Here is a 26549-nt window from a genome sequence, read left to right as displayed (position 1 = left end):
TTCCAGCTATAAATTTGATGAATCGGAAGGGATTGTCCTAATAAGAAAGCTTATATTTCTCTTAGTGTTGGTCTAAAATATGCTGACTGATCATTCTATATATCGCCTGCACATTTTCATTATTATTAAGCATTTCCATATGCTTATCTAAAGTTTCCAAATCCCCTCTTTTGGCCGGGCCTGTTTGAACTGTTGAAGGAGAATGATTCAATGCCTTTTCGATGGTTTCCATTATCAGAGGAGTGAGTAACTTGAAATCAAGTTGAGCATTGTTCATGATTCCCTCAGATATACTCATCATATGATTCGTAAAGTTACAAGCAAATACTGCCGCCAAATGTAATTGTTTCCTTTGGGCAGTTGAAACTAGTTGTACATCCTTACTTAAGGATTTGGCTAGGTTCTGTAATATCCTTAAAGCTTCTTTATTTTCACTTTCTAATAAGAATGGTATTCGTTCAAATGAAACCTGCCGGCTTTTTGAAAAGGTTTGTAGGGGATAAAAAACCCCTGTTGCTGAAGCGCTCGAATATTCTAAAGCACTTAATGGCTTACTGCCTGAAGTATGAACCAGCAAGCTTTGATCTGGAAAAATGATCTCTTTGGCTACATTTTCAATTTCATCATCTGGAATAGCCAGTATAAAGATTTGAGAAGGACTTTCAGAGAAATCAAGATTCTCTTTGACTACCGCATCATATAAATTTCCTACTAGTTTTTTAGCGCTTTTTCCACTTGGGCTATATACTTCTTTCACATAGTGCCCAACATTTTCCAATGCAGGAGCAAGGTGCCAGGCTACATTACCTGCACCAATAAAACTAATATGATAAGCAGCATTTCTCACTCAAGTCCTTTACGTTTCATTTTATAGAATTCTGAGTATCTTCTAAAAATCGCCATACCAAAACCAAATGTTAGGACTAATGTACCAATCCACAATAAGTTTATCAATGGCTTTTCGATTGCTTTTAATATAATATAATCTTTCTGAGTAGTTTGAATCGATAATGTGAATGTATTTGATTCAGGTTGAATACTTTCAATATTTAACTTAACACCAATCTCTCTATTCTCATCAGGAATTTTACCTGCCATATTATCTCTAATTAAGTAATATGGATTTAAGATATAATCTTGGCCATCGCCATAAACTTTTACGGTAGCTTTAACAGCCAAATCATTCCCTTTGAGTTTTTCGCCATCGATTTCATCCACTCGTTTAACATCCTCTAAAACAGTTACGAAATCATTTAAGAAGAATTTCTCACCAAAAGTAACTTCCATTGTTTTAGCTTCAGACCATTCAATTTCTTGAGTTGGGTCTGGCACTGATGAAACGTGTGTATACAAATCTTTGCTGAATTTTCTTCTGATGTCTGGAGATGAAATTAAACCGCCCATATCTGCATTAATTTGCGCCCTTGGAAATAATGAGAATTTCTCTCCATCTGCATGCAGATAATCTACTTTATAGTAATGGTTGGCACCATAAACTTTCAAAGTATCTCCAGTATTTAAAGTTTCGCCATCCCTTTGAATTTTTCTTTTGATGACTTTTGAATTTTCATCATCAGTATCATTCAAATATGAAGCTTTTACGTAACCCCCGTCATAAGTTTCGAAGAAACGACCTTTGTAAGTAAGGGTATATTCACCCATCGTTTGCGGATCATTAATAAACAACGGAATGTTTTCCTGATTGAAATTATCTTCCACCTCTTCCGAATTGGTTAACAATAAACCTGTTTCATTCAAAGAAATAGTTCTAGAATAAGCTGATGAAAATAAAATACCTAATAACATCAATCCTAATCCCATATGAGCAATAGCACCCCCTGATAGCTTATAATTGCTTTTAACAATTTTGAAGAAGATTTTGGCATTCGCCACTATGGTATAAATAGAAGCAACCACCATAATAATATACGCTATATTAGTCATTCCACCAGTCACAATGATTATGGCTGAAATCAATAAAGTGACCAAAATTGGCATTAGTAAAGAATCTTTTACTTCTGATTTCTTCATCTTTTGCCACCAGAAAAACTGGCCTGTACCTGATAGAATAGCCAATCCAATAGCAAACCACATCTGCCATTTAGTATAAAACTCAACTTGATCAGCGGGAGGCGCTAAGTTTGAAATACCTCCAAAAGATTGAATTAAGGAATTATAAACCGGAATTGATGTTGGCAGTAAAATTTGGAAACCCATCAAACATAATAATGTTGCTCCCATAAATATCCAAAATTCTCGAGAGTAGGTTGATACTTCCTTTTCAGTAGATGGAATATGTTTCCAGCGAACGGCCGCTAAAACTATTGATATAATTAAAAAGCTAAGTAAATAAATTAGCAATTGTCCGGATAGTCCTAGATCAGTAAATGAATGAACAGATGATTCTCCTAATACCCCACTTCTTACCATGAAAGTAGCATATAGTACCATCAAGAAAACAGAGAGTACTAAAATAATAGAGGCCTTTAAGGCTGTTTCACTCTTTTTATAGGTTATCATGGTATGTATACTTGCCACTAAAACCAACCATGGAACTAAAGAAGCATTCTCAACTGGATCCCAATTCCAGAAACCTTCAAAGTTTAAGGTTTCATAGGCCCAGTAACCTCCCATTAAAATACCAACGCCTAATATGGCTGCTGAAAAAAGTGCCCATGGTAAAGCAGGTCTAACCCAACCCTTGAAGTCTTTTTTCCATAAACCTCCAATTGCGTAAGCAAACGGGATTAAAGTAGTAGCATATCCTAAAAATAATACGGGAGGGTGAATCACCATCCAGTAATTTTGTAATAAAGGATTTAAACCTGTTCCATCTTCTGGAACATAATCTGGATTTACATTAAATATTGGAGCATCCATCGCATCCCTTAATAAGATAAATGGAGAACTACCGATTTTGAAATCCCCTATCACCACTCCTAAGATCATGGATGATAAAAATGCTTGGACCACTGCAAAGCTCATCATTACAGATGGCGCCCATTTTTTATTGGTAAGCAGAATAACAAACCCTAGCAGGACATTCCAAAATAACCATAACAAAAAGCTTCCTTCTTGCCCTTCCCAAAACGAGGAAATGATATATTCGACTGGAAGTGCCCTTGAGGAATGACTCCATGCATAGAAGTATTCATAATAATGATTAGAGATAATCGTAAATAAGCTGATTACTATTCCAAACACGGCCGCCCCATGTATCAGATAAGTTATCTGACCATTTTTCATCCATCCTTTTTGCACTTCAGGAATGGGGCTTTTTTCTGCCTTATAGAAATTAAAGATTGAAATTAATGCTGCAACAAAGCTTATAATAACAAAAAGGTGACCCATGTCACCTATTGTAGTATGTATCATATTTTTGGAATCAAATTATATAACCGTTTCTTCTTGATATTTAGATGGGCACTTCATCAATATTTTGTCTGCCACGAACATTCCTTGCTGAAAACCACCAATAACCACTACTTGTTCTGATCTTTTAAAGTCGGCAGGCATAGGTTCATTATAGAAAACTTCCTGCTCCATTCCATTTTCATCAACCATTAAAAAAGTAAAGGATAATTTATCATCAGATGGGTGTAATCCAACAATCTCTCCTGCTGTGTTTTTCTTTAATTGACCCACCACATGAATTTTATTATCATTGCCTTCTACGGCCATGTCATGAGCATCTTTAAAAGTAACGTAAGAACTTGCGTCTCCTGCAGTAGATACAATCATCATGATTGCTGCAGCTATTACGATTATGCCAAAAATGTAAGACTTCTTCATATTTAATATTGATTCTCAGAATTGAACAAAGGTAATATCTAAAAAATTCTCTATTCTTTCTCTTTTAAAGATTTTTCTAATTTTTTAATTTTTCTTTCAGTGGATACCGTGTAAATAACAAAACCAGCAAATATGGTAAGCATGATGGCTACTAAAACATATATTTTGCCTTCTGACCTCATAGTATCAGCCATCTCAATTTTATTATTTGCATAATCTTCCTCCACAATTTCTGTTTTTTGAGCGTTTAAATTCAAGCTCACTATCAAAAGAGCAAAGGCTATTATATATTTAATCTTCTTCATCTATCTTAGATTTTAAAAATGTCAATCTTATTCTAAGTTCTGTTAGCCAAACACCAAGTAATGTCCATCCAATTACAGCAGGATAGAATACCATTCTAAGTCTACCATCTAATTCATAAGCATTAAAGCCAGGGTTTCCTCCATTTCCTGGGTGCAAAGAATCTGTTAATCGAGGAAGTATGAATAATAATGGGATTAAGGTCGCATAAGCGAAGATATTATATACTGCTCCAATTTTAGCTTTTTGTTGTGGGTCGGTAATTGAATTTCGTAATAGGATGTAAGCGAAATAGATTAATACCCCAATAGCTGAAGCATTTTGTTTCGGATCACCACTCCATGGAGCACCCCAAGTGTAATTAGCCCAGATCATACCTGTTGCTAGGCCTAGTACGGCAAAAAGTATGGACGTATTTACTAATTCAATAGCGTAGGTATCAAACTTTTGATTACCCGTTCTTAAATATCGAACAGAAAAAACTACTGATGCAGTTAACATAATCACCATACCAAACCACATCGGAACATGGAAATGCATGGCTCTGATTGTTTCATTAAGTATTGCTAAGCGTGGAGCTTCCATTAATAAGCCTGCAATTATCGTATACAGTACTAATAAAACTCCAATTATTTTCCACCAACGTTTTTTCATTTCTTAATTTCTCCAGATAAAAGGAAACAAAATATAAGCCGTAGCTAAGACAATAGCATCTACGGAAATTAATGTAAACAGTTTGTCACTCATGATACCAATATTAATTCCATCAATCGCATTCTTGGTTAACCTAACAGACATCAGTAATATAGGAAGCAATATTGGGAAGCTTAATATTGACATTAAAGCAGTACTATTATTTGCTTTGGAAACTATTCCTGAAACCAAGGTCAACACTGCTGAAAAGCCAATAGAAGCAAAAAGTATTGTTAACAAAAAGAATGTGTAATTATTAACTGGGTTTCCTAATATGAAAGCATAAACCGTAAAACCAACTAAGGATATGATCACAGATAATAGTATATTAAAAAGAAGTTTACCACTTAAAATAACATGTGGTTTACATAATGTATAGTAATACAACATCCTACCTTCACCTTCTTGAAGAAAACTTTTTGCTACTCCATTTATATTTGCAAAAACAATAATGATCCAGAAAAGTGCATTCCATGTTAATACTTGAAGTTGACCAGTTCTTACATTAAAGCTTAGATAACAAATAAATATAGTGCTAACCAAATAAAGTAATATGCCATTAAATGCAGTTTTATTTCTCCATTCTAGCTTAACTTCCTTTTTAAATATTGATATTGCTTGGCTAATCACGGTGCAAATTTAATATATAAAGCCTAATATGACATGGTAAAAAGAAAATGATATACTTTATTTGTATAAAAATTTTAGCATGGAAATTACACCAACAGAATTCGATGATTTATATGTTATTAGCCCAAAAGTTTTTGAAGATGAAAGAGGCTATTTCTTTGAAAGTTTTCATCAGAAAAAATTTAGAGAGGCTACGGGTATAGATTGCGAATTTGTTCAAGATAACCAATCTTGTTCTGTTTATGGTGTAATTCGTGGTTTACATATGCAGGTTCCACCCATGGCTCAAGCTAAGCTTGTAAGAGTTTTAAATGGTAAGGTTTTAGACGTTGTAGTGGATTTACGAAAAGATAAACCAACTTATGGAAAGTCATTTTCTATTACCCTTTCCGCTGATAATAAGAAGCAATTATTTATTCCAAGAGGCTTTGCACACGGTATTGCCGTATTAAGTGAGGAAGCTGAATTCTTTTATAAGTGTGATAATTATTACAGCCCAGAAAATGAAAGAGGCATCATGTTTAATGATACCTCTTTAAATATTGACTGGAAAGTTGAAGCAGATAAAATGATTATCTCAGATAAAGATTTAAAAAATCAACTTTATGAATCTTTTGACTCTCCTTTTTAAATTTTAGGCCGCTTGTCTTTTATTATCTTCTTCTACTTTATTTAAGTATTTATTAAAGCTGATCAGCATAATGATGATGTAGGCTATACCCAAACCAACTAAGCCTGAGTAAAATCCTAATTTAATCAAACTTGGACTTTCTGGTTTTGAAAACACTGTAAATCCATCAATTAATTCAAAACTAGGCATTAAATAAATATCCTCTTCAATTCTTTGTAATTCTCTATATTGAATTTTGCTTTCCTCAAAAATGGAGATCGGATCAACCTTTTCATCTCCAAGAATTACATTATTACTTCCTGATTTTGCCTTATCAGAAAAAAGATTGCTGTAGCTATTCATTAGAATTTTCTTTAGGCTATCTAACCTTGCTAATTCCTCTCTTAAATTTTGAGCTCTATCTTTTAAATTTTCCTTTTCAATTTCTAACCTTTTAGACACATATTCATTTTCTCTAAAATAGTTAACTAATGGCTGCTCCAATTCTGCTAATCCGTCATTATTGAATACCTCCACAAAAATTTTATAGGTAGACTTATTATCAATCTTTAATTTTTCAACAAAGCGATTAATGGTTTCTTCATCATCAATTGAACCTTTAAGCTGTTCCTTCAAAACCTCTAATTCCACAATTTCTTCTTCTGAAACAAATGGTTCATAACGGAATCCTTTTAAATTTTTCGCTTGAACTGTATCAATATCTAGAATTTTTGCTAATTGAATATAATTCCCTTCTGATGAAAGTTGCTGAAGTTTATCCACAGAGTTTTCCATTAACCTACCGCTTGAATGCTTAGAGTTGATTAACATATAACTACTATAATAATCAGGCAAGTAGTAGTTTAAAGCGATACCTACAAAGCCACCCAAAACGCCAAAAACAATAATAATTTTAATATGCTTTAATGTGGCGTTTCTAAATTTCACAATTAGCATTATAAAACCTAGAAAGATGTTTTTAAAGAAGTTTCCAATTGCGGAAAACAATTCCCTTAAGTCAATTTCGTCTGAATTGTTACTAGTCTGTTGATTTTTATGTTCTTCTGACATAATAAAATTAAAATTTTTACAAATAAACAGAAGAATTAATAACTATAGAAATAAAAATTGCAATGAATACTATATTATTTAATTTTGGATATAATTAAAGCAGAAGGAAATATTGAAAACTTTATTAATAACAGGCGGGGCAGGATTCATCGGATCACATGTAGTTAGGTTGTTTGTCAACAAATATCCAGATTATAAGATTATTAACCTGGATGCATTAACCTATGCAGGTAATCTTGAAAATCTTAAAGATATTGACCAAAAGTCAAATTATGTTTTTGAAAAAGGAGATATAACCAATGAGAACTACATCTTCGATTTATTTAAAAAATATGATTTTGATGGGGTAATTCATCTTGCTGCTGAATCTCATGTTGACAGATCAATTTCAAATCCTTTAGAATTTTTAAAAACCAATATCTTCGGAACTGTTACCTTATTGAATGCTGCTAAAGAAATATGGAAAGATCATTTTGACAATAAAAGGTTCTACCACGTTTCTACTGATGAAGTTTATGGTTCATTAGATAACGGAGGGTTCTTCACCGAAACTACAGCCTACGATCCAAAATCACCATACTCTGCTTCTAAAGCAGGGTCTGATCATTTTATCAGAGCTTATGCTAACACTTATAACCTACCTATTATAATCAGTAATTGCTCTAATAATTATGGACCCAATCAATTTCCTGAGAAACTGATTCCACTTTTCATTAATAATATTCAAAATAATAAACCATTGCCCGTTTATGGTAAAGGAGAAAATATTCGGGATTGGTTATATGTGGTGGATCATGCCAGAGCAATTGATGATGTTTATCATAAAGGTAGGACTGGGGAAACGTATAATATTGGTGGTTTTAATGAATGGAAAAATATTGATCTAATTAAAGTCATCTGTAAAACAATGGATGAAAAACTTGGTCGTGAAGCTGGAACTTCTGAAAAGCTTATAACATATGTTACCGACAGGGCAGGCCATGATTTAAGATATGCCATTGATGCTACAAAAATCACCAAAGAATTGGGTTGGAAACCTAGTTTACAATTTGAAGAAGGTATATCCAAAACAATCGATTGGTATCTAGAAAATGAAGAATGGCTGAAAAATGTAACTTCAGGTGATTACCAACGATATTATGATGAAATGTATGACAAAAGAGACTAGAACCAAGATATTAGAATCTAGAAAATTAAACTAAAATAAAAGCTCTACTAAAACTGTCTAGAATCTAGATTCTAGACTCTAAAAATCTTAATTATGAAAGGAATTATATTAGCTGGTGGTTCGGGTACTCGTTTACATCCATTAACCATTGCATTAAGCAAACAATTAATGCCTGTATATGACAAACCGATGATCTATTACCCACTTTCAACCTTAATGTTAGCTGGTATAAAAGATATTCTAATCATTTCAACTCCTGAACATACGGGACTCTTCAAACAATTATTGGGCGATGGCTCAAAATTAGGATGTAAATTTGAATATGCAGTTCAGGAAAGGCCGGAGGGCTTAGCTCAAGCTTTCATAATTGGAGAAGAGTTTATTGGAAATGAAGATGTGGCCTTAATTTTAGGAGATAACATTTTCTATGGTTCAGGTATGTCCAAATTATTACAATCCAATACTCAACCCAAAGGAGGAATAGTTTACGCTTATCATGTTCATGATCCTGAGAGGTATGGGGTAGTGGAATTTGACAATGAGGGTAAAGCTATTTCAATTGAAGAAAAGCCTAAGAAACCAAAATCATCCTATGCTGTACCTGGCATTTATTTCTACAATAATAGTGTGGTCGAAATTGCTAAAAACATTAAGCCCAGTCCTAGAGGTGAGCTTGAAATCACAGATATAAATAAAAAATATTTAGCAGAAGGAACGTTAGAAGTAAGCGTATTAAATAGAGGTACAGCTTGGTTAGATACTGGAACATTCTCTTCTCTGATGCAAGCTTCTGAATTTGTAAGGGTAATTGAAGAGCGCCAAGGAATGAAAATTGGCTGTATCGAAGAAGTAGCGTTTAGAATGGGGTATATTAACAGTAAGCAACTAGAAGAAATAGCTGAACCTCTAGTGAAAAGTGGTTATGGGAAGTATTTGCTTAAATTACCCAATCAAATACGATAATCACTAAAACCTTTTAATTGCAATTATCGTTTCTAATCGCTTCCTCTAATAATTTATGGCAAGGCAAGACAAATCTTCAAAAGCAAGCTTAAGCAAGGCTTTCAAAACTATTATATGGCCAAGAAGAAAATATATTCTCGTAGGCCTCGTACTAATTATTATCAGTAGAGCAGCATCTCTTGTTTTACCAGGATCTAGTAAAATTCTGGTGGATGAAATTGTTCCGAATGGCGATTTAGAGATGTTAAAATGGCTGATTTTTGCAGTAGTAGGAGCTTTGGTTATACAATCTGTTACTTCCTTTGCTCTAACTCAAATATTAAGTGTAGAAGCGCAAAATTTAATTGCCCAATTAAGATCTAAAGTACAAGCCCACATCCTAAAACTTCCTATCCGGTACTTTGATAATGCTAAAACTGGAGAGCTCGTTTCCAGAATAATGACGGATGTGGAAGGAGTAAGAAATTTAGTCGGCACAGGTTTAGCTCAAATGGTAGGTGGAATCCTAACTTCAATAGTTTGCCTTATAATTTTAATAACGATTAGTCCATTAATGACGGTCTATGTATTAGTTCCGGTAGCTATTTTTGGATTCATCTCACTTAAAGCATTTGGAAGAATCAGGCCAATCTTTAGAGAAAGAGGTAAAATAAATGCTGATGTTACAGGACGCTTAACAGAAACTTTAGGGGGCATAAGAGTCATAAAAGGATTTAACGCAGAGCTACAGGAAATTCGAGTTTTTGCAGAAGGGGTGGATAGATTATTCAAAAATATTAAATCTAGTTTAACCGCTACCAGTTTAATCACTAGTTCTGCTACCTTATTATTAGGATTAGCATCAGCGGGAATTATGGGAATTGGTGGCTGGATGATTATGAAGGAACAGCTTACTTTTGGTGATTTTCTAGCATTTACTCTCTATTTAGGTTTTATGATTGCACCGATAGTACAAATGAGTAATATCGGAAGTCAGCTCACAGAAGCATTTGCAGGTTTGGATCGAACTGAAGAAATCATGAACACCCCTGTTGAAACCGATAATCCTAATAGAAAAATTGAGCTTAAAGAGTTAAAAGGACACGTCAAATTTGAAGACGTTTCTTTTGCTTATGAGGAAAATAAAGATGTAGTTAAAAATATCTCGTTTGAGGCTAAACCAGGCTCTGTAACTGCCTTTGTTGGGACCTCAGGATCTGGAAAAAGTACGATTTCAGGTTTGGTTTCTTCATTCTTAAATCCAGATTCAGGGAAAATATTAGTAGATGGATACGATCTGGAAGAACTAACTTTAGAAAGCTATAGAAGCAAATTAGGTGTAGTTCTGCAGGAAGACTTTCTTTTTGAAGGAACTATTAGAGAAAATATTTTATTTCCAAGACCTAATGCATCAGAAGAAGAACTTCTAAATGCTGTTAATTCAGCATATGTAAACCAATTCACAGATAAATTTGAGGCCGGACTCGATACGCAAATTGGAGAAAGAGGTGTGAAATTATCAGGTGGCCAGCAACAAAGAATAGCAATTGCCAGAGCTATTCTAGCAAATCCTAAAATATTGATTTTAGATGAGGCCACATCCAACTTGGATACTGAAAGTGAAAACTTTATTCAATCGAGTTTGAAAGAGTTGATGAAAGGTAAAACGACATTTGTAATTGCGCACAGACTAAGCACTATCAGACAAGCGGATCAAATATTGGTAATTGAGGATGGTGAAATTGTAGAAAGAGGTAAACACAATGAACTTATTGATAAAAAAGGGAGATATTTCGACCTCTATACCTACCAAGCTAGAATTTGATTGCAGCAATTCATATTCAATTTTACGCATGTAGTATTTGATTAATCTTCCTATAAAAATATAGAGGTATTTAAGCTTTCTATTTTATTAGTAGCATTAAAAATGCTCAAATAAAGCCTAATTAACATTTCATCAACTGTATGTTTCTCAAACATATTTGAAGTATTTTAAAACAATTAATTAATAATACTCAAATATTACTCCTCCTAAAAATAAGGCTTTAGCAACTTACAATGCTTCAAATTATATTTACTACATGATTTACAATGTATTCCGATTGTTGAAGAATTCAAGGATAAACGATAATATCATTAAAGGTGCTATCTTTTTTCTTTTGTTTATAGGTGCCTTAATCAAAACCTTCCTAAACAGTTAATTTAGGGTTCCATAAAGTCATGGTTTGAGGATTTACCAATGCTTTGGCATATTTTTTGGTTAGTTTTAACCAATCAAAAATTTAAAGCTATGAAAAATCTATTCTACATAATATTCGCATTAGGATTTCTCTTTTTAGGAAGCTGCACTTTTAATGGACAAGATGGAGCCCCTGGACCACAAGGACCTGCCGGACCTCGAGGACCTGCTGGACAGGATGGGCAAGACGGCCAAGAAGCTTTTGTATTCGAATATGAACTTATTACCTTCTCAGCTTCAAATGAATATAGTGTTTTTTTAGATTTCCCGGGTGATTTTGTAATGTTAGATTCTGATGTTGCCCACGTTTATTTCCTTTATGGTCAAACAGAAGAAGGCGATAATATTTGGAGAGCGCTTCCACAAACAGAATTCACTAAATTCGGTACCTTAATTTACAATTACGATTTCACCATATTCGATGTGAATTTATTCTTAGATGCTAATTTTAACCTTAATGAATTAGGTGCATCCTACACTGATGATTGGAAAGCTAGAGTAGTAGTTGTTCCTGGTCAATTTACAAATGGTAGAGTAGCAGATTCAGTTGATTTCACCAATTACCATGAAGTGATTGAATATTATGGCCTCTCCGAAGAAGATGTTAAAACAGTTAAATAATTAATTTATGTAAAATCCCCTTAAAGCAGATTAAACTTTAATCTGCTTTTATCTTATTAAAATACACTTTTATCCCAATAAAATGTCAACTAATCTAAAGACTCCACCTTTATTTGTAGAATAAAAATTAAAACCTTACATCTACAACAGTATTTTATAAGACCTCATACGACTAAAAATCAAACATTTCGACCAAAAACTAATTATTTTCTTTATAATATTTAATAAAAAGTTACAAATAATATAACTTGCAGATTCATTTGGGGGATAAAATTTTTTATGAACAGCATTCTGGAATTCTTTAATAACACTGAACACATCCTTTATACGGTTTTTGCAGTTGTTATTATTATTTTCCTAATCTTTGACTTGGGCTTCTTTAATAAGAAAGCCAAAAAAGTATCGCTCAAGTCTGCTGCTTATCAATCTGTTTTTTGGGTGGTAATCTCTATCGCTTTTGGATATTTGATCTACAGATTTTATGGCGGTACCGTTGTTATGTTAGAATTCTTTTCTGCATATGTTGCAGAATATGCACTTTCTGTTGACAATATTTTCGTCATCTTACTAATTTTAAGATATTTCAAAGTAGATGATACCTATTATCATAAAATTTTATTTTGGGGTGTTTTAGGGGCCATCATATTTAGAGCAATTTTTATTTTTCTAGGAGCATTTTTAGTAAATCAATTCCATTGGATTCTATATATATTTGGCGCATTCCTGGTTTACAGTGGAATTAAAATATTCTTTTCAAAAGAAGAAGACGATCTAGATCCAGAAAAGAATTTGATAATCCAATTTGCCAGAAAATACTTACGTATTACAAAAGGTAATTTTAGTGGTAAATTTATAATTAGAAGAGGCAGAGCAATTTTGTTCACTCCATTGTTTTTGGTCATTCTTTTAGTAGAATCAACTGATTTGATTTTTGCTGTGGATTCTATTCCAGCAGTATTTGCTATATCCCAGAATGAATTCATTCTTTATACCTCGAACATTTTTGCTATTCTAGGTTTAAGGGCAAAGTTCTTTTTACTTGCTGGTATAATAGATAGATTTTACTTGCTACAAAAAGGACTATCATTCATCCTGATTTTTATTGGGGCTAAAATGTTATTGGAAATTTTCCACATCCATATCAATACATTCGCCTCCTTTACGGTTATTTTCTCAACCTTATTATTGTCAATTCTTTTGAGTCTATTAATTCCTCAAAAAACTAAATCAAACGATTTCATTTAATCTCTGAATCCTGTAGGTAAAGCACTTTTAGGTAATACTTTTAAAAGTAGCGGAAGGGTTAAAAATGACCCTGGAAGAGCTATAATTACAAAAGCTGGTATTGTTTTAAGAATGTCTATTAATTGAACTCTCATCTTTTCCTTTTCTTCATCCGTTAGGGATTGTTGCTTAGATTTTTCGAACAACTTCCAAAGTTCTTTACTTTCTCTAATTTCAGTAGAAATGCTTTGCTTATGCTGATTTAGTACAAATGAAATTCTCTGTACAATATTTTCACTTATCACCTGAAAAGAATGCTTACTTTGCAAAAAATAGACTTCCTTCCAATTTTCAATCACAAAAGATTCAATTGCAATTAAACTTATATCTAGCTCCTCTTCTGTTAACCCAAGTCTATTTGCTAAGTCACTTAAAAAAATCCTTTCTTCTGTGCTTACCACTTTATCTGCCCAAATCATTAGAATAGCTAATTCAAGCACGTATTTTTTTAACAACCAAGTATCTGCTTGTCGCAAATCTATATCATTTAAAGTAATACCATTTCTAAAAGCTTCTTTTGTAATTTTATTTTGAGATTTAGTGAGGTTTGAAGAATTCAAAAAGGTGAAAAACATATTTCGTTCTTCGCGTTCAATAATTTGATTGGCATGAGCAGCCGCTGCAATAACTTTTAGCAGCAGCATTTTAATAGCATCCTTATGCCATTTTATATTATGAAACCTGCCAGCACTCCACTCTCCAAAGTAATAAGTATCTAAAAATAACAAACTGTTTTGGAATAGGCTTGCCCAGAAATAATCCCAACGAGACTTTAAAAATAATCTCCTGTGTAAAATCTTTTCTGTAAAGCGGATATCATCCCTTTTTGCTGGTCTAAAGAAAAAATATTTCTTTTTACTAACCTGAGGGTCTAAAACTTGATAAAACTCCGCAATTGATTTACTGGTATCATGATAATAGCTTTCCCAATCTGAAGCTGTTTCTGGAAGGCTATTCACTTTTAAACTAGCGCTATGAATAAAGCTCTCAAGCAAAACGATTTTCATTTTACTTAAGCTATTCCATCTTTGCTCTTTTGGGTGACGGATTCCCGGAGCATGAATAGGATGACCGTAGATTAATCCTGTTGGTTGAACAATTTTATATAGCAAGCTATCTTCGTCCTTAATCATATATTGACTTAGGTCAATTGGATGAGGACCCCTAAACTTAATATATTCTTTTAACCAACCTTTTTCAGCAGGATTCATAGTACAGCCATTTATCTAATTGCTTATAAATTAGATAAATAATTCTACAATAAGAATTCAGAAATAAATTTATTGCTTAATTACTATTTTAAGTAAAAATGTTGCTATCCTTTAGGTTTATATCGCGATTTACTAAATATATCTTGAGCATCTGTATTTTCCATTAACTCTTGAACTGTAACTTCAGGATTGTTCTTCATATAAGCTTTTACAATTTGCCAACCTACCCAAATACCGATTCTACCTGGGCACTGTTGGCTAATTTCAAATGTTTTAGGTCTTTCACCAATAAATTTATTCTTCATGAAATGACTTGTTTCATATAATAAGTCATTTTCTAAAAAATTAGCCCAAATGATATGTTCATTTTTATTTATGTCCTCCATTTCCTTTGCTGTATAGCCAATTAATAATGAATCCGGTGTACAAGGAATGGTCATTTTAGTCATATAATAAGACTTACCATAAAAAACCATATCTGCTAAAAGGCTGTTGTCGGATTGATCTGTTTGATTTTGTTTTTGAGTAAGCAACAGCATGGTCATAGGAACAATATATTCCTTTTCATAGCGCATTAATATATAATCAGGAATGCCATTAGGAACATAAGCTGCATCAGGACCCAAGAAATAGTCTGCAGCCACACTTATCAAACTATCGGATACATATAAATCCTTTCTTAAACCTGTTAATACAAACTCAAGAGTTGGTACATAAACATCAGGATAATAATATTTATAATGCTTGAATGCATTTTCAAAGTCATTCTTTATTCCAGAGAAATCACCGAAAGTGTTTTTTACTTGTTGATAAAGAGTATCCTTATAGGAAGGATTTGAAAATATATTGACCATACTAGAAGCAATAATAGAATCAGCACCATATCTACTTCTTTCAAAAAAATAATCTGCTACAAAAGGATTCTCTTCAATGAATGTTAATGCCTCCTTTTCAGAACTAAGAGATACCATATCATCAGTAAGGTCGTTCATTTTAATGTTAGCTTCAATACCGCTGACATTCGGAGCGTTGTCACAAAACTGATCTGAGTCATCTGAACATGAATAAAATGATAGGCCCACTAACAAAAAACTAAATACTCTATATATATTTTTTTGCATAAGTCATTGATTATATTTGTCATGAAATCAAACTCAAAATAAATGAAAAAATTGCTCTTTTCTATCTTATTCCTGTCTTCAGTTTATTTTGCTGAAGCCCAAGTGAGATTTGGCTTTAAAGCAGGACCCAATATTTCATTTAATAGGATTGATTCAGAAGCTGAAAATACAGATTTTGGAACTGAAGGAGTAGGGCTTCGATTTCAGCTAGGGCCAGTTTTTGACATAGAGTTTAAAGAAAACCATTATTTCAGTACAGGATTAATTTTCACCGCAAAAAGAGCTTCATTTACGGCTGATTCATTAGGAATAGTTTATAGCGAAGATTATAATCCGCAATATTTGCAAGTACCTCTTACTCTTAAGCTTTTTACAGAAGAAATTGGTTTAGATAAAAAACTATATTTTCAATTTGGTGGTACCGTTGATTTCAACACCAATGATGAAGGAGATCCAGACAACATTGTTACAAGTTTTAGATTTATTGATCTCAATTCCCTTTTAGCAATAGGTTTAGAATATGGAATAGGGATAAATACAAAACTTTTTGGAGGTGTGATTTATCAAAGAGGATTATTAAACACCATCAATACTTCAATTTATGAAGATAGTTTCAATCTTAGAACAGATTATGTGGGATTAGAAATTGGAGTTATATTCTAAATTTATTTAGGTAAACTAACCACATAATATTCACCCCTTCCTACACGAATGTCATCATCTTGAATCCATGGATTATAAATTCTGAGGGTTTTATAGGTTACTTTTTGTTCATTCGCATATTCTACCCAATCTGTAGAATTACGCAATGTATCGAATCTATATTGATACGGCTGATAAAGATGTTCTTTGCTTATATCTAAACCATAATCTTCAGGTGTTTCAAAAATCTGTTTTATGGCCAGAATTCTAAATACATACCTAGAGGTCTCATCATTCAGCATTAAATCATAATAATTATCAACTTTTTGATGATCTAAAGCATTTTGCATACCTCTCATTCCCCTATTATAAGATGCTGCAACTAATGTCCAGTTACCAAACTTATTAAATGCTCTTTTAAAGTATTTACAGGCTGCTTCAGTAGATTTTATCGGATGATACCTTTCATCCACATCCCGGTTTATTTCTAGTCCATACTCCCGTCCTGTACTTTTCAATATTTGCCAGAAACCAACAGCTCCCGCGTAGCTTTGTACATTTTCTAAGCCACTTTCAATTAAAGCTAAATACTTGAAATCATCCGGAATGCCATTTTCTTTTAAGATCGGTTCTATAATTGGAAACCATCTGCTGGCTCTCTTAAATAGGAAAATGGTATTGTTATGCCAGTAAGAATTAATATGTAACTCTTTATCTAGCCTTTCTTTTACATCATCAATGTCTAACGGTACAACTTCACCTGCTAAATCAATTTTATCAGGTAAAGGAATAGTCTTCGCATTTGTAAATGCAATAGGACGTTTTGGCTGCTCTAAATATTGATCTTGCTTAACATTTTTATTAATTCCATAAAAGGCAACCACTAAAACGGTTAAAAGTGAAGCAATAGAAATAATTAAAGCATACCTGCTGTCTGACATAAAAAATATTTTTGATACTAAAAGTTAGGTGATAACATGAACTGTGAGTAAAAGTTATCAATCACTTTCACTGCCTCAGTTGGAGTATCAACTACTGTGAAAAGCTCCAGATCCTCCGGACTTACATTGTTTTCTGCTTCAATCAATGTGTCTTTTATCCAGTCGATTAATCCTCCCCAAAACTTTTTACCTACTAAAACAATAGGAAATCTACCTATTTTGTGAGTTTGTATTAAGGTTAAGGCTTCAAAAAGCTCATCCATAGTTCCAAAACCACCAGGCATCACCACAAAGCCTTGAGCATACTTTACGAACATTACTTTTCTAACGAAGAAATAATCAAAAGTGATTAATTTATCTGGATCAATGTAGATATTATTGAATTGCTCAAATGGCAAAACAATATTTAAACCTACTGATTTACCATTTTCACTTTTAGCGCCTTTATTACCGGCTTCCATTATTCCAGGGCCACCACCTGTAATAACACCATATCCATGGCGTACTAATTTAGCTGCTACCTCCTCAGCCATTTTGTAATAAGGGTGATCGGGTTTAGTTCTTGCTGACCCAAATACAGAAACACAAGGTCCAATTTTAGCTAGCTTTTCAAATCCATCAACAAACTCGGACATGATTTTAAATATTGCCCAAGAGTCTGAGCTTTTAATTTCATTCCAATCTCTGTCTTTAAAAGCTTTTCTTATTTTATTTAATTCTAATTTATCTTCATTATTTGATTCACTCATATTCAATAATTTTAAGGTTATACAAGAAGTTAACTCCTAGTAAAATAATTGCTTTGTAGACTAATTTTTAATTCTCTCTTTTCTTCTTACTGTCTCATAATCAGCAGGTTTTGAACGCTTCCACCTTTTATGAGTCCAGAGCCATAAATACGGCTCTTTTTTGATATCCGCCTCCAGTAATTTCATATGTTTTTCAGTTATGAATCCATAATCTGTTTCTTTAGGTTTTTCACTGATGACTTCAAGGTCAACTTCATACTTAGAGCGACCTAATTTTTTTACATGAGCATAAACCGGAACTAGGTCTAGTTTTTTACAGAATTTTTCAGCCCCATAAAAAACGCCAGTTTCTTTTCCTAAAAACTCCATCCAATAAGCGCTATATCCGTTATGAGGTGCTTGATCTGCTGCGAAACCCAACATAAAATGATCATTTTTATACTTGTTCACTACTTTAGACACATCATTTTTGGGTACAAGTTTAGCACCAGGAAAACGAGATCGGTTATCTTTCATTATTTTATCCATCAACTTATTTTTTAAGGGTTTATATATCCCCAAACCAATAGGTTGATTACGATCGGTCATCATACAAAAACTTGGAACTCCCCATTCCCAATTACTATAATGTGGCATAATAATGGCTATGTTCCTCTTTTCATCAAGGATTCTTTGAATGTCTGAAGTAACATTAATCTTCCATCTCTTCTTGATCTGATTAGCTGAAATGGTAAAGGCTTTAATACTTTCTATAAGCAAATCTGTGAAGTGATAATAGAAACGGTGAGCAATTTTCTTTATTTCATTATCAGACTTCTCAGGAAACGCAATCTTAAGATTGTTTATCACTACCTTATATCGATAGAGTTTAAACTGGATAAAAATAAAAGCAATTAGGCTTGAAAATCCATGATAAAACCAAAAAGGAATTATACTTAGAAGCCAAAATATCGCTTTTAGAAAATAATATTTAAATTTCATATTTAATCCTGTAATTGGAGCTTAACCAAATTACTGTAAGTACCATTTTCTGATTCTAAAAGCTCTTGATGAGAACCCTGTTCTGAAATTTTGCCCTCATTAAGCACAAATATTTTATCTACCTTTCTGATAGTAGCTAGCCTATGGGCAATGATAATAGTTGTTCTATTTTGCATTAATTCATCTAAGGCTTGCTGAACCAGGTTCTCTGATTCTGCATCTAATGATGATGTTGCCTCATCTAAAATCAATATTTTAGGATCTTTTAATATAGCTCTGGCAATTGCAATTCTTTGCCTTTGTCCACCTGATAATTTAACGCCTCTTTCACCCACTACAGTATCTAAGCCTTCTGGAAAATCTTTAATAAACATCCATGCATTAGCTTTTTCAGCAGCCGCAATTACTTCTTCTTCAGTAGCATTTGGTTTACCATATGCAATATTCTCACGGATAGTACCCCCAAATAAAATAATTTCTTGAGGAACAATACCGATATTCTGTCTGAAAGCATTTAGTGATAAAGAAGTCACCGCTTGTCCATCCACCATTATTTGGCCACCATCAACAGGATAAAAACGCATTAATAACTGAATGATAGTTGATTTTCCTGCCCCACTATGCCCTACTAAAGCTACCTTTTCACCCGCATCAACGGTTAAATCCAATCCTTTTAAAACCTCTACATCCTTCCTGGTTGGGTAAGAAAAATGAACATTTTCAAATTGGATAGCCCCATTTAATTTGATCTTATCTTCTGCTTTGATTTGAAGCTCCTCTTCCTCATTCAATATTTCCATCACACGTTCAGAAGCCCCAATAGCTTTTTGAATTTGACCATATAAATCTCCTAAGCCGGCAATTGAACCCCCTATGAAAGTAGTATACAATACAAAGCTTAGTAAATCACCAACACTCATGCTACCCTCTTGAACTAAGCTGGCACCATACCACAATACAGCTACAATTCCACCGAACATAGCGAAAATTATAAAGGAAATAAATGCGCCCCTAAAAGTAGCAGATTTCAATGCTACTTTAACCACCTTATCCAATGATTTACGATAACGCATTACCTCTGTTAACTCGCTAGTAAAGGCTTTTACAATATTGATGGATTGTAATGTTTCTTCAACAATCACATTAGCAGAAGCCAGTTCCGATTGCGTTTTTTTAGAAAGCTTTCTGATAAATCTACCAAAAACCATAGCAGCAATAACCAGAATAGGAAATGTGGCAATCATAAAGCCTGCTAATTTTGGAGTGGTATAAAAAATAATCGCAGCACCAATAATCAAGGTAGAAACCTGTCTTATAAATTCAGCTAAGGTTACAGAAAAAGTATCCTGCAATAAAGAGACATCAGAAGTGATTCTACTTACTAATTCACCAATTCTACTTTTATCATAAAAAGCCATCGGTAAACTCATCAGTTTATTGTAGAGTTTAGCCCGCATATCGGCCATAGCTCTTTCACTTACCTGAGCAAAAAGATATACTCTAAAGAAAGAAAAGAAACTCTGAACTGCTAATATTCCGATAAGGATGAAGGCAACCGTATTGATTTCAGTAAAAACACCAGAAGCTTTACCTTGCGCTACATCTACTAATTTACCCATAACATATGGAAAGCCTAATAGAGTAGTACTAGATATAAGTAAAAAGAATAAACCTGCTATAAAGTAACCTTTATAGGGTTTTATAAACTGAAAAACTCCGGTGAGCTTTTTAAAATTTTCTTTGTTGAGTGGCTTTTTCTCTTCCTCTTTAAGCGAATCGCTTTTTCTTCTTTTTGCCATTCTGTATTGCTAACGTTTCAAATTAAATAGACCTTGCAAAGGTACAATATCTTTAATTAAGGTTTGTTTTTGGCTTCAAACTTTTCTTTAGCTGTTTCTAAGAAGTCTACAAACTTGCTAATACTTCTTTCATAAGCAATAGGCTCCACTAATAGTTCGCCATTAGTATCGAGAAGTACATAATAAGGCTGAGCATTGTTATTAAAGCGAGTGATTTGAAAATCAGCATTTTGCTTACCCATGGTCTTTTTCACCTTACCATCATATTCACTGGTATACCACTCACTTTCAGGCAATTCAGTTTTTTCATCCACGTATAATGCTAACATAACAAAATCATTTTTCAATCGGCTTAATACTTTAGGATCAGACCAAACTCTTGCTTCCATTTCTCGACAATTCACGCAACCGTGACCAGTAAAGTCTACAAAAATTGGTTTTCCTTGTTCTTTTGCACAAGCTAAAGCTTGTTCATAATCGAAATAACCTTTTATCCCATGAGGGAAATGAAGCATATCAGCATACTTTGGCTCTTCACATAATTGGTCTTCTGAGCTCGCTGTTACAGAACCTCCACTGTTCTCACGAATTAATGTTGGTAGGTCAAAATCATGAGAACTCATAGGAGGTAAATAACCAGATAGAGCTTTTAGAGGAGCACCAAATAATCCTGGAATCATATAAAGCACAAAACTGAAAGTAACAATTGATAGCATTAGTCTGCTAACAGAAAGCTTCTCTATAGGGCTATCACCCGGTAATCTAAGTTTTCCTAAAAGGTAAAGGCCAAGCATTCCAAAAATCACAATCCAAAGCACTAAGTAAATATCTCTGTCTAATATTCCCCAGTGATAAACCTGATCTGCTATGCTTAAGAACTTTAAACCTAAGGCTAATTCTAAAAATCCTAAAACTACTTTTACCGAATTCAGCCATCCTCCAGATTTTGGTAGGTTATTCAACCATTCAGGGAAAATAGCAAAAAGTGTAAATGGAATTGCGAATGCCATACTAAAAGCAAACATTCCTAATAAGGGTTTTATTACCATTCCTCCAGCGGATTCAACTAAAATACTTCCCACTATAGGTCCGGTACAGCTAAATGATACCAAAACTAAAGTAAAGGCCATGAAAAACACGCCTCCCAAGCCTCCTTTATCAGCTTTTGCATCCACTTTATTCACAAAAGATGAAGGCAAATTGATTTCGAAAAGACCTAAAAAAGAAAGTGCAAAAATGAAGAATACCAAAAAGAAAAATACATTTGGAATCCAGTGCGTACTCAACCAGTTTGCAAATTCAGGTCCATTAATTACCGCAATTATTGTCCCTGCTACAACATAAATAACCACTATGGACAAACCATAAATTACAGCCTGACGGATAGCTCCAGCTCTTGTCTTGGCTTTACCTGTAAAAAAGGTTACCGTCATCGGAATCATGGGGAAAACACAAGGTGTTAAAAGTGCTGCCAAACCTGCTAAAAAAGCCACCAACATAAAGCCTAAGAGGGAATAAGGTGAAGTAGAATCTTTTTGGGTTAAGTCTAAGCCAGAATTTCCTTCTACTTTATCTTTTCTTACTTCTTTATCTACTTTAGAGTCTTTCGCTTCGTCTTTCTTAGAAGCCAGTTTTTTACCAAATAAAAAATCATCACTGAAAGGAATACACTTCCCATCTACATCAGAACAAACTTGGTAGCTATTACTAGTTTCTATTCTGAATGGAATTTCTTTAATGATTACCTTTTGCTGGAACTCAGCATTCTTTTTGAAATAAGTATAATTTCCTTCCCAGATTTCATCATATCCTTCTGAAGGATTAATAGGAATGATGCTATCAACTAATTGGTAAGAATCATCTTCAACAAACTCAAATTCTGTAAGCATAGGACCCAAATCAGGATCAAAATCTGAGGAATACAAATACCAGTTTTCATCAATTTTAGCTCTAAAAGAGATAGTAGCAGTGTCTCCAACTTCTACATTTTCTTCTAAAATCGAACTTTCCCAGCTTATTGGTTTTATAACTTGTGCAAAAGAACTTTGCAAAATGGTTCCTACTAGCAGTAGACTGTATATTAAATATTTCATAAACTTTTAATAACGGCTATTCGTCTTAAAAACTAAAACACGAAGATAGTTAAATTTTGTTGGAACAAATTCTATATATGTCATGCAGGCGCTAAAGCAAAAATGGTTATTTTTCTCAATTTTAGGTTTAATTTTAATAGGAGCTGGCTTAAGCTTAGCAATTGATGCCGCTTTTTTCAGAATGGATCATCCTGAAGGATGGAATTGGATTTATTATGGGACTTTTGCCCTGGTGGTCTTTAATTCTGGTATATGCTGTTTTGGACAAGGCGTTATTTATAAGGTTAAGCTTGATGCTGACAATAGAGTTTGAAACCTGTCAGGTTTCACATAATTAAATTCTATAATATGAATCCTTGTTCAGAATATTTATTTAAATCCTAAACCTGACAGGTTTACGAATAGCCTTAGGTTTAAAGTAGTTAACAAACGATAAACTTTGTATATTATGAAAGCAATTTGGAACAATCAAGTAGTAGCAGAAAGCGATGACACCATCGTGATTGAAGGCAATCATTATTTTCCGCCTCAATCGATTAAAAAGGAGTATTTTGAGAAATCAGATTATTCTAGCACCTGTCATTGGAAAGGAACTGCTTCCTATTACTCATTAAATGTAAATGGCGATGTAAATAAGGATGCAGCATGGTACTATCCCGATGCAAAAGATTTAGCTAAAAATATTGAAAACTATGTTGCTTTTTGGAACGGTGTAAAAGTGACAGAATAAATTTTCGAATATGCAAACTGCTTTAATGAAGCTCTTTTATGCTTTTGCATTTATAATTATTAGTATTCTGCTAGGGAGTTTTGGCTATATGCTGATTGAAAATTATAATTTTAGGGATGGCGTTTACATGTCAGTCATTACCTTTTCTACCGTAGGCTTTCAAGAAGTACAGCCCCTAAGTGATGATGGGAAATTATTTACCGTATTCTATATTATTATAAATTTGGGCTTATTTGCCTATACTGCTTCAGTAATTTCTTCTTATTTATTTGAAGGCAGGTTTAGAGAAATATATAAAACTTATACCGATAGAAAAGCTTTGAAAAAATTGAACAATCATATTATTATATGTGGCTTTGGAAAAAATGGAGAGATTGCTGGAAGCGGTCTTAGACATTCTAATAAAGAACTTTTATTTATTGAGAAGAATGCTGATTTAATTAATAATTACAATAATGAGAAAGGCTATCAATTTCTACATGGTGATGCAGTTTTAGAATCTGTATTAATAGAGGCAGGAGTGGAAAGAGCCAGCACTTTAATCACCACCTTGCCAAGCGATGCAGATAATGTATTTATCACTTTAACTGCTAAAGAAATAAACCCGCAAATTCAAATTATAGCCAAGGCCACCGAGAGAAATACTGAAAAGAAACTGCGCAGAGCGGGTGCCGATCATATTGTGATGCCTGATAGAGTGGGAGGTTCTTATATGGCTTCATTAGTGACCAAACCAAGTGTAGTTGAATTTCTTGAATTATTAAATGGAGATCAACAATCAGAATATTCTTTAGAAGAAATTAATCATAATCTGTTAAAAGACGAATTCAAAAATTTATCTATAGGCGAAATGGATGTGAAAAACAAAACGGGAGCTACTGTTTTGGCATTTAAAGACAAAAAACAAGGTTTTGTTTTTAATCCTAATTCAGAGGTAAAATGTAATGAAGGAGATGTATTGATTTTGTTAGGGGATAAAAAGTCAATACAAGCGTTTAAAGATAAGTTTGTAGGATAAGGAGAGGGCTATTTCAACCCACTCCTCTACTAAAATTTTAAAACACACCATCATTCAGCCTTTTTAAGGCTTCTGATTTATATTGGGTATCCACAACAATTGAAATATTATGACGACTACCTCCATAAGAAATCATTCTTACGGGTACGTCCTGAAGGGCAGCAAATATTTTACTGACTAAACCCGGCTTTTCAGCCACCATATTACCTACCAGACAAATAATACTTTGTTCCTGATCCACTTCCACTTCACCGAATGGTCTTAACTCACTTAAAATACTATCTAAATAGTATATATTATCGATGGTTACTGAAATGGCTACCTCAGAAGTAGTAATTACATCAATTGGCGTTTTATACTTCTCAAAAATTTCAAATACTCTTCTTAGGAAACCATAAGCCATTAACATTCGAAGTGATTTCACTTTAATTGCGATAATCCCATCCTTAGCCGCAATAGCTTTTATGCCTTCTCCAGCACCTTCTTTCGTATGAATTAATGTGCCAGGCGCTTCGGGTTTCATGGTATTTTTCAAACGAACAGGAATGGTCCTTTTTTGTGCTGGCCTAATACATGAGGGATGTAAAATTTTTGCCCCAAAATAGGCGAGCTCCGCTGCTTCTTCAAAAGAAAGCTCAGGAATGCTAAAAGTATTATCAACAACTCTTGGGTCGTTATTATGCATACCGTCAATATCCGTCCAAATTTGGATTTCATCCGCATTGAGTGCAGCTCCTACCAATGAGGCAGTATAGTCACTTCCTCCTCTTTGTAAGTTGTCAATATTCCCTTCAGCATTTCTGCAAATATAGCCTTGGGTAATAATTAAATTTTTCTCTGCTGGTAATTTCACCAATATATCAGACAGCTCTTTATTGATGAAGGCTTCATCTGGCTCACTAAAAGCATCCGTACGAACAAAATCCAATGCATTAATTAAAGCGCTATTTAATTGATGCTCCTGCAAATGAAGATGGAATATGTTGGTTGACATTAATTCTCCTTGAGCCAATAATTCTTTATCGATAGCATTGGTAAAGGCTATTTCTAAACAGCCTTTTACGAAGGCCATGCTTTCAGCTACAATTTCATTCGCCTTTTTCTTGAAAATTTCTGTTTCAAAAAGCTCTTCAATAAATTCATCATAGCGCTTTTGAAGCTTTTTGATCGTTTTCTGAGCTAAATCAGTTTCTTTCTTTCTTAACCTTTCGCCAATTTCAACTAAGGTATTGGTAACGCCACTTAATGCAGAAAGTACTATCAGTTTTTTATTTTGATCATTCGTGATAATTTCACGAATCTGATTCATTCCTTGAGGAGTACCAACCGAGGTACCACCAAATTTCAATACAATCATAATCCTTTAGCTAATCCTAACATTTTTAATGCAGTAAATGCAGCTTCATCACCTTTGTTTCCATGCTTTCCACCTGCACGATCTAAGGCTTGCTGCTGAGTATTAGGCGTAAGAACACCAAAAATCACAGGTTTGTTATATTTCAAACTTACATTCGTTATGCCATGAGCTACTGCATCGCAAATGAAGTCGAAGTGACGCGTTTCGCCTTGAATTACACAGCCCAAGCATATTACCGCATCAATATCTTCTTTTTCTGCCATCCACTGTGCTCCTAAGCTTAATTCAAAGCTTCCAGGAACATAATGCTTTTGAATATTCTCTTTAGGAATTCCGTTTTCAATTAAGCTTTCATATGCTCCATTGTATAATGATTCGGTTACTTCTTCATTCCATTCTGAGACTACAATTGCAAATTTTTTGTCGTGCAAACCTTTCATGTTTTTACCAGAATGCGTACTTAAGTTTTTTAAGTTAGATGCCATTTATAAATTAGTTTAAAATAAAAAAAGGGACAGATTTTTCAACCTGTCCCCTTTTAGCAATTCATTTAT

The 26549-nt window shown here is 33.6% G+C and carries 26 protein-coding genes; 10 read left to right on the top strand and 16 right to left on the bottom strand.

The window, feature by feature from the left end; translation table 11 throughout:
• Positions 1–61: 61 nt before the first annotated feature.
• The 6 genes from QYS47_RS02095 to QYS47_RS02070 are packed head-to-tail and all read right to left on the bottom strand — an operon-like array spanning position 62 to position 5418.
• Entirely contained in the window at positions 62–847 is a 786-nt protein-coding gene (locus QYS47_RS02095; protein WP_302128261.1) for a Rossmann-like and DUF2520 domain-containing protein, read from the bottom strand.
• Entirely contained in the window at positions 844–3375 is a 2532-nt protein-coding gene (gene ccsA / locus QYS47_RS02090) for a cytochrome c biogenesis protein CcsA (protein ID WP_322347551.1), read from the bottom strand. The genes QYS47_RS02095 and ccsA (QYS47_RS02090) overlap by 4 nt, the downstream gene beginning before the upstream one ends.
• A 15-nt stretch (positions 3376–3390) precedes the next feature.
• Positions 3391–3792, bottom strand: a complete 402-nt coding sequence (locus QYS47_RS02085) for a cytochrome c maturation protein CcmE domain-containing protein (RefSeq protein WP_302128262.1) — start codon at positions 3790–3792, stop codon at positions 3391–3393.
• 50 nt (positions 3793–3842) lie between these two features.
• Entirely contained in the window at positions 3843–4097 is a 255-nt protein-coding gene (locus tag QYS47_RS02080) for a CcmD family protein (RefSeq protein ID WP_302102978.1), read from the bottom strand.
• On the bottom strand, positions 4084–4749 hold the full coding sequence (ccsA, locus tag QYS47_RS02075; protein WP_308357993.1) for a cytochrome c biogenesis protein CcsA: 666 nt from the start codon (positions 4747–4749) through the stop codon (positions 4084–4086). Before ccsA (QYS47_RS02075) ends, QYS47_RS02080 begins: the two co-directional genes overlap by 14 nt.
• Positions 4750–4752: 3 nt before the next feature.
• Positions 4753–5418: a heme exporter protein CcmB gene (locus QYS47_RS02070; RefSeq protein ID WP_322347550.1), complete on the bottom strand. Its 666-nt coding sequence runs from the start codon at positions 5416–5418 to the stop codon at positions 4753–4755.
• Between the two features lie 79 nt (positions 5419–5497).
• On the opposite strand from QYS47_RS02070, the gene rfbC reads away from it, so the two are divergent.
• Positions 5498–6049, top strand: coding sequence for a dTDP-4-dehydrorhamnose 3,5-epimerase (gene rfbC / locus QYS47_RS02065; RefSeq protein WP_308357995.1), 552 nt, complete (start codon positions 5498–5500; stop codon positions 6047–6049).
• 3 nt (positions 6050–6052) lie between these two features.
• On the opposite strand, the gene QYS47_RS02060 is transcribed toward rfbC, so the two are convergent.
• Positions 6053–7099 carry a GumC domain-containing protein gene (locus tag QYS47_RS02060; protein ID WP_302128263.1) on the bottom strand — a complete coding sequence of 349 codons (1047 nt, stop codon included), beginning with the start codon at positions 7097–7099 and terminating at the stop codon, positions 6053–6055.
• Between the two features lie 109 nt (positions 7100–7208).
• On the opposite strand from QYS47_RS02060, the gene rfbB reads away from it, so the two are divergent.
• The 5 genes from rfbB (at position 7209) to QYS47_RS02035 (ending at position 13314) form a co-directional block, all read left to right on the top strand.
• Positions 7209–8267, top strand: a complete 1059-nt coding sequence (rfbB, locus tag QYS47_RS02055; protein WP_322348412.1) for a dTDP-glucose 4,6-dehydratase — start codon at positions 7209–7211, stop codon at positions 8265–8267.
• 93 nt (positions 8268–8360) lie between these two features.
• Positions 8361–9230 carry a glucose-1-phosphate thymidylyltransferase RfbA gene (gene rfbA / locus QYS47_RS02050; protein ID WP_322347549.1) on the top strand — a complete coding sequence of 290 codons (870 nt, stop codon included), beginning with the start codon at positions 8361–8363 and terminating at the stop codon, positions 9228–9230.
• 55 nt (positions 9231–9285) lie between these two features.
• Positions 9286–11034 (top strand): ABC transporter ATP-binding protein, encoded by a 1749-nt coding sequence (locus tag QYS47_RS02045; RefSeq protein ID WP_322347548.1) that lies wholly within the window; start codon positions 9286–9288, stop codon positions 11032–11034.
• A gap of 465 nt (positions 11035–11499) precedes the next feature.
• Complete coding sequence (locus tag QYS47_RS02040; RefSeq protein ID WP_322347547.1) at positions 11500–12069, top strand: collagen-like triple helix repeat-containing protein; 570 nt, start codon at positions 11500–11502, stop codon at positions 12067–12069.
• Between the two features lie 279 nt (positions 12070–12348).
• Positions 12349–13314, top strand: a complete 966-nt coding sequence (locus tag QYS47_RS02035) for a TerC/Alx family metal homeostasis membrane protein (protein ID WP_308358000.1) — start codon at positions 12349–12351, stop codon at positions 13312–13314.
• Here the strand turns inward: QYS47_RS02035 and QYS47_RS02030 are convergent.
• Entirely contained in the window at positions 13311–14564 is a 1254-nt protein-coding gene (locus QYS47_RS02030) for a tellurite resistance TerB family protein (RefSeq protein ID WP_322347546.1), read from the bottom strand. The two genes, QYS47_RS02035 and QYS47_RS02030, sit on opposite strands and share 4 nt — an antisense overlap.
• A 104-nt stretch (positions 14565–14668) precedes the next feature.
• Positions 14669–15685, bottom strand: coding sequence for a gliding motility lipoprotein GldB (gene gldB / locus QYS47_RS02025; RefSeq protein ID WP_322347545.1), 1017 nt, complete (start codon positions 15683–15685; stop codon positions 14669–14671).
• A gap of 42 nt (positions 15686–15727) precedes the next feature.
• Here gldB and QYS47_RS02020 point away from each other — a divergent pair, with 42 nt between their 5' ends.
• Entirely contained in the window at positions 15728–16348 is a 621-nt protein-coding gene (locus tag QYS47_RS02020; RefSeq protein WP_322347544.1) for an outer membrane beta-barrel protein, read from the top strand.
• A gap of 2 nt (positions 16349–16350) precedes the next feature.
• Here QYS47_RS02020 and QYS47_RS02015 read toward each other — a convergent pair whose 3' ends face one another.
• The 5 genes from QYS47_RS02015 to QYS47_RS01995 are packed head-to-tail and all read right to left on the bottom strand — an operon-like array spanning position 16351 to position 22890.
• Positions 16351–17268, bottom strand: coding sequence for a lytic transglycosylase domain-containing protein (locus QYS47_RS02015; protein WP_322347543.1), 918 nt, complete (start codon positions 17266–17268; stop codon positions 16351–16353).
• A 17-nt stretch (positions 17269–17285) separates the two neighbouring features.
• Positions 17286–18017: an LOG family protein gene (locus QYS47_RS02010; RefSeq protein ID WP_308358004.1), complete on the bottom strand. Its 732-nt coding sequence runs from the start codon at positions 18015–18017 to the stop codon at positions 17286–17288.
• Between the two features lie 60 nt (positions 18018–18077).
• On the bottom strand, positions 18078–18998 hold the full coding sequence (locus QYS47_RS02005; protein WP_322347542.1) for a lysophospholipid acyltransferase family protein: 921 nt from the start codon (positions 18996–18998) through the stop codon (positions 18078–18080).
• Positions 18999–19000: 2 nt separating this feature from the next.
• The gene (locus tag QYS47_RS02000) at positions 19001–20797 is read right to left on the bottom strand and encodes an ABC transporter ATP-binding protein (protein ID WP_322347541.1); all 1797 of its coding nucleotides are present in this window, start codon (positions 20795–20797) and stop codon (positions 19001–19003) included.
• Positions 20798–20853: 56 nt separating this feature from the next.
• Complete coding sequence (locus QYS47_RS01995) at positions 20854–22890, bottom strand: protein-disulfide reductase DsbD family protein (RefSeq protein ID WP_322347540.1); 2037 nt, start codon at positions 22888–22890, stop codon at positions 20854–20856.
• Between the two features lie 82 nt (positions 22891–22972).
• Between QYS47_RS01995 and QYS47_RS01990 the strand changes: the two genes are divergently transcribed.
• From QYS47_RS01990 to QYS47_RS01980, 3 genes are all read left to right on the top strand, one after another.
• Entirely contained in the window at positions 22973–23203 is a 231-nt protein-coding gene (locus tag QYS47_RS01990; protein WP_302128276.1) for a hypothetical protein, read from the top strand.
• Between the two features lie 135 nt (positions 23204–23338).
• Positions 23339–23620 (top strand): DUF427 domain-containing protein, encoded by a 282-nt coding sequence (locus tag QYS47_RS01985; protein WP_302102963.1) that lies wholly within the window; start codon positions 23339–23341, stop codon positions 23618–23620.
• Positions 23621–23630: 10 nt separating this feature from the next.
• The gene (locus QYS47_RS01980; RefSeq protein WP_308358010.1) at positions 23631–24638 is read left to right on the top strand and encodes a potassium channel family protein; all 1008 of its coding nucleotides are present in this window, start codon (positions 23631–23633) and stop codon (positions 24636–24638) included.
• Positions 24639–24675: 37 nt separating this feature from the next.
• Here QYS47_RS01980 and QYS47_RS01975 read toward each other — a convergent pair whose 3' ends face one another.
• Entirely contained in the window at positions 24676–25995 is a 1320-nt protein-coding gene (locus QYS47_RS01975) for an aspartate kinase (RefSeq protein ID WP_308358011.1), read from the bottom strand.
• A complete protein-coding gene (ribH, locus tag QYS47_RS01970) occupies positions 25992–26480 on the bottom strand; it encodes a 6,7-dimethyl-8-ribityllumazine synthase (RefSeq protein ID WP_322347539.1) in 489 nt (162 codons plus the stop codon). The genes QYS47_RS01975 and ribH overlap by 4 nt, the downstream gene beginning before the upstream one ends.
• Positions 26481–26549 lie beyond the last annotated feature (69 nt).

Origin of the sequence: Marivirga arenosa (genome assembly GCF_030503875.2) — a bacterium.
Classification (GTDB): domain Bacteria; phylum Bacteroidota; class Bacteroidia; order Cytophagales; family Cyclobacteriaceae; genus Marivirga; species Marivirga arenosa.
This window is presented reverse-complemented; position numbering and strand designations above follow the sequence as displayed.

Excerpts from the sequence above, each read along its gene's own strand:
- QYS47_RS02060 (WP_302128263.1), bottom strand. The coding sequence starts at position 7,099 with ATGTCAGAAGAACATAAAAATCAACAGACTAGTAACAATTCAGACGAA.
- ccsA (WP_322347551.1), bottom strand. The coding sequence starts at position 3,375 with ATGATACATACTACAATAGGTGACATGGGTCACCTTTTTGTTATTATA.
- QYS47_RS01980 (WP_308358010.1), top strand. The coding sequence starts at position 23,631 with ATGCAAACTGCTTTAATGAAGCTCTTTTATGCTTTTGCATTTATAATT.
- QYS47_RS01990 (WP_302128276.1), top strand. The coding sequence starts at position 22,973 with ATGCAGGCGCTAAAGCAAAAATGGTTATTTTTCTCAATTTTAGGTTTA.
- QYS47_RS02040 (WP_322347547.1), top strand. The coding sequence starts at position 11,500 with ATGAAAAATCTATTCTACATAATATTCGCATTAGGATTTCTCTTTTTA.
- QYS47_RS01995 (WP_322347540.1), bottom strand. The coding sequence starts at position 22,890 with ATGAAATATTTAATATACAGTCTACTGCTAGTAGGAACCATTTTGCAA.
- QYS47_RS02020 (WP_322347544.1), top strand. The coding sequence starts at position 15,728 with ATGAAAAAATTGCTCTTTTCTATCTTATTCCTGTCTTCAGTTTATTTT.
- QYS47_RS02005 (WP_322347542.1), bottom strand. The coding sequence starts at position 18,998 with ATGAAATTTAAATATTATTTTCTAAAAGCGATATTTTGGCTTCTAAGT.
- QYS47_RS01975 (WP_308358011.1), bottom strand. The coding sequence starts at position 25,995 with ATGATTGTATTGAAATTTGGTGGTACCTCGGTTGGTACTCCTCAAGGA.
- QYS47_RS02030 (WP_322347546.1), bottom strand. The coding sequence starts at position 14,564 with ATGAATCCTGCTGAAAAAGGTTGGTTAAAAGAATATATTAAGTTTAGG.
- QYS47_RS02045 (WP_322347548.1), top strand. The coding sequence starts at position 9,286 with ATGGCAAGGCAAGACAAATCTTCAAAAGCAAGCTTAAGCAAGGCTTTC.
- QYS47_RS02080 (WP_302102978.1), bottom strand. The coding sequence starts at position 4,097 with ATGAAGAAGATTAAATATATAATAGCCTTTGCTCTTTTGATAGTGAGC.
- ccsA (WP_308357993.1), bottom strand. The coding sequence starts at position 4,749 with ATGAAAAAACGTTGGTGGAAAATAATTGGAGTTTTATTAGTACTGTAT.
- rfbA (WP_322347549.1), top strand. The coding sequence starts at position 8,361 with ATGAAAGGAATTATATTAGCTGGTGGTTCGGGTACTCGTTTACATCCA.
- gldB (WP_322347545.1), bottom strand. The coding sequence starts at position 15,685 with ATGCAAAAAAATATATATAGAGTATTTAGTTTTTTGTTAGTGGGCCTA.
- QYS47_RS02010 (WP_308358004.1), bottom strand. The coding sequence starts at position 18,017 with ATGAGTGAATCAAATAATGAAGATAAATTAGAATTAAATAAAATAAGA.
- QYS47_RS01985 (WP_302102963.1), top strand. The coding sequence starts at position 23,339 with ATGAAAGCAATTTGGAACAATCAAGTAGTAGCAGAAAGCGATGACACC.
- QYS47_RS02085 (WP_302128262.1), bottom strand. The coding sequence starts at position 3,792 with ATGAAGAAGTCTTACATTTTTGGCATAATCGTAATAGCTGCAGCAATC.
- QYS47_RS02015 (WP_322347543.1), bottom strand. The coding sequence starts at position 17,268 with ATGTCAGACAGCAGGTATGCTTTAATTATTTCTATTGCTTCACTTTTA.
- QYS47_RS02000 (WP_322347541.1), bottom strand. The coding sequence starts at position 20,797 with ATGGCAAAAAGAAGAAAAAGCGATTCGCTTAAAGAGGAAGAGAAAAAG.
- rfbC (WP_308357995.1), top strand. The coding sequence starts at position 5,498 with ATGGAAATTACACCAACAGAATTCGATGATTTATATGTTATTAGCCCA.
- ribH (WP_322347539.1), bottom strand. The coding sequence starts at position 26,480 with ATGGCATCTAACTTAAAAAACTTAAGTACGCATTCTGGTAAAAACATG.
- QYS47_RS02035 (WP_308358000.1), top strand. The coding sequence starts at position 12,349 with ATGAACAGCATTCTGGAATTCTTTAATAACACTGAACACATCCTTTAT.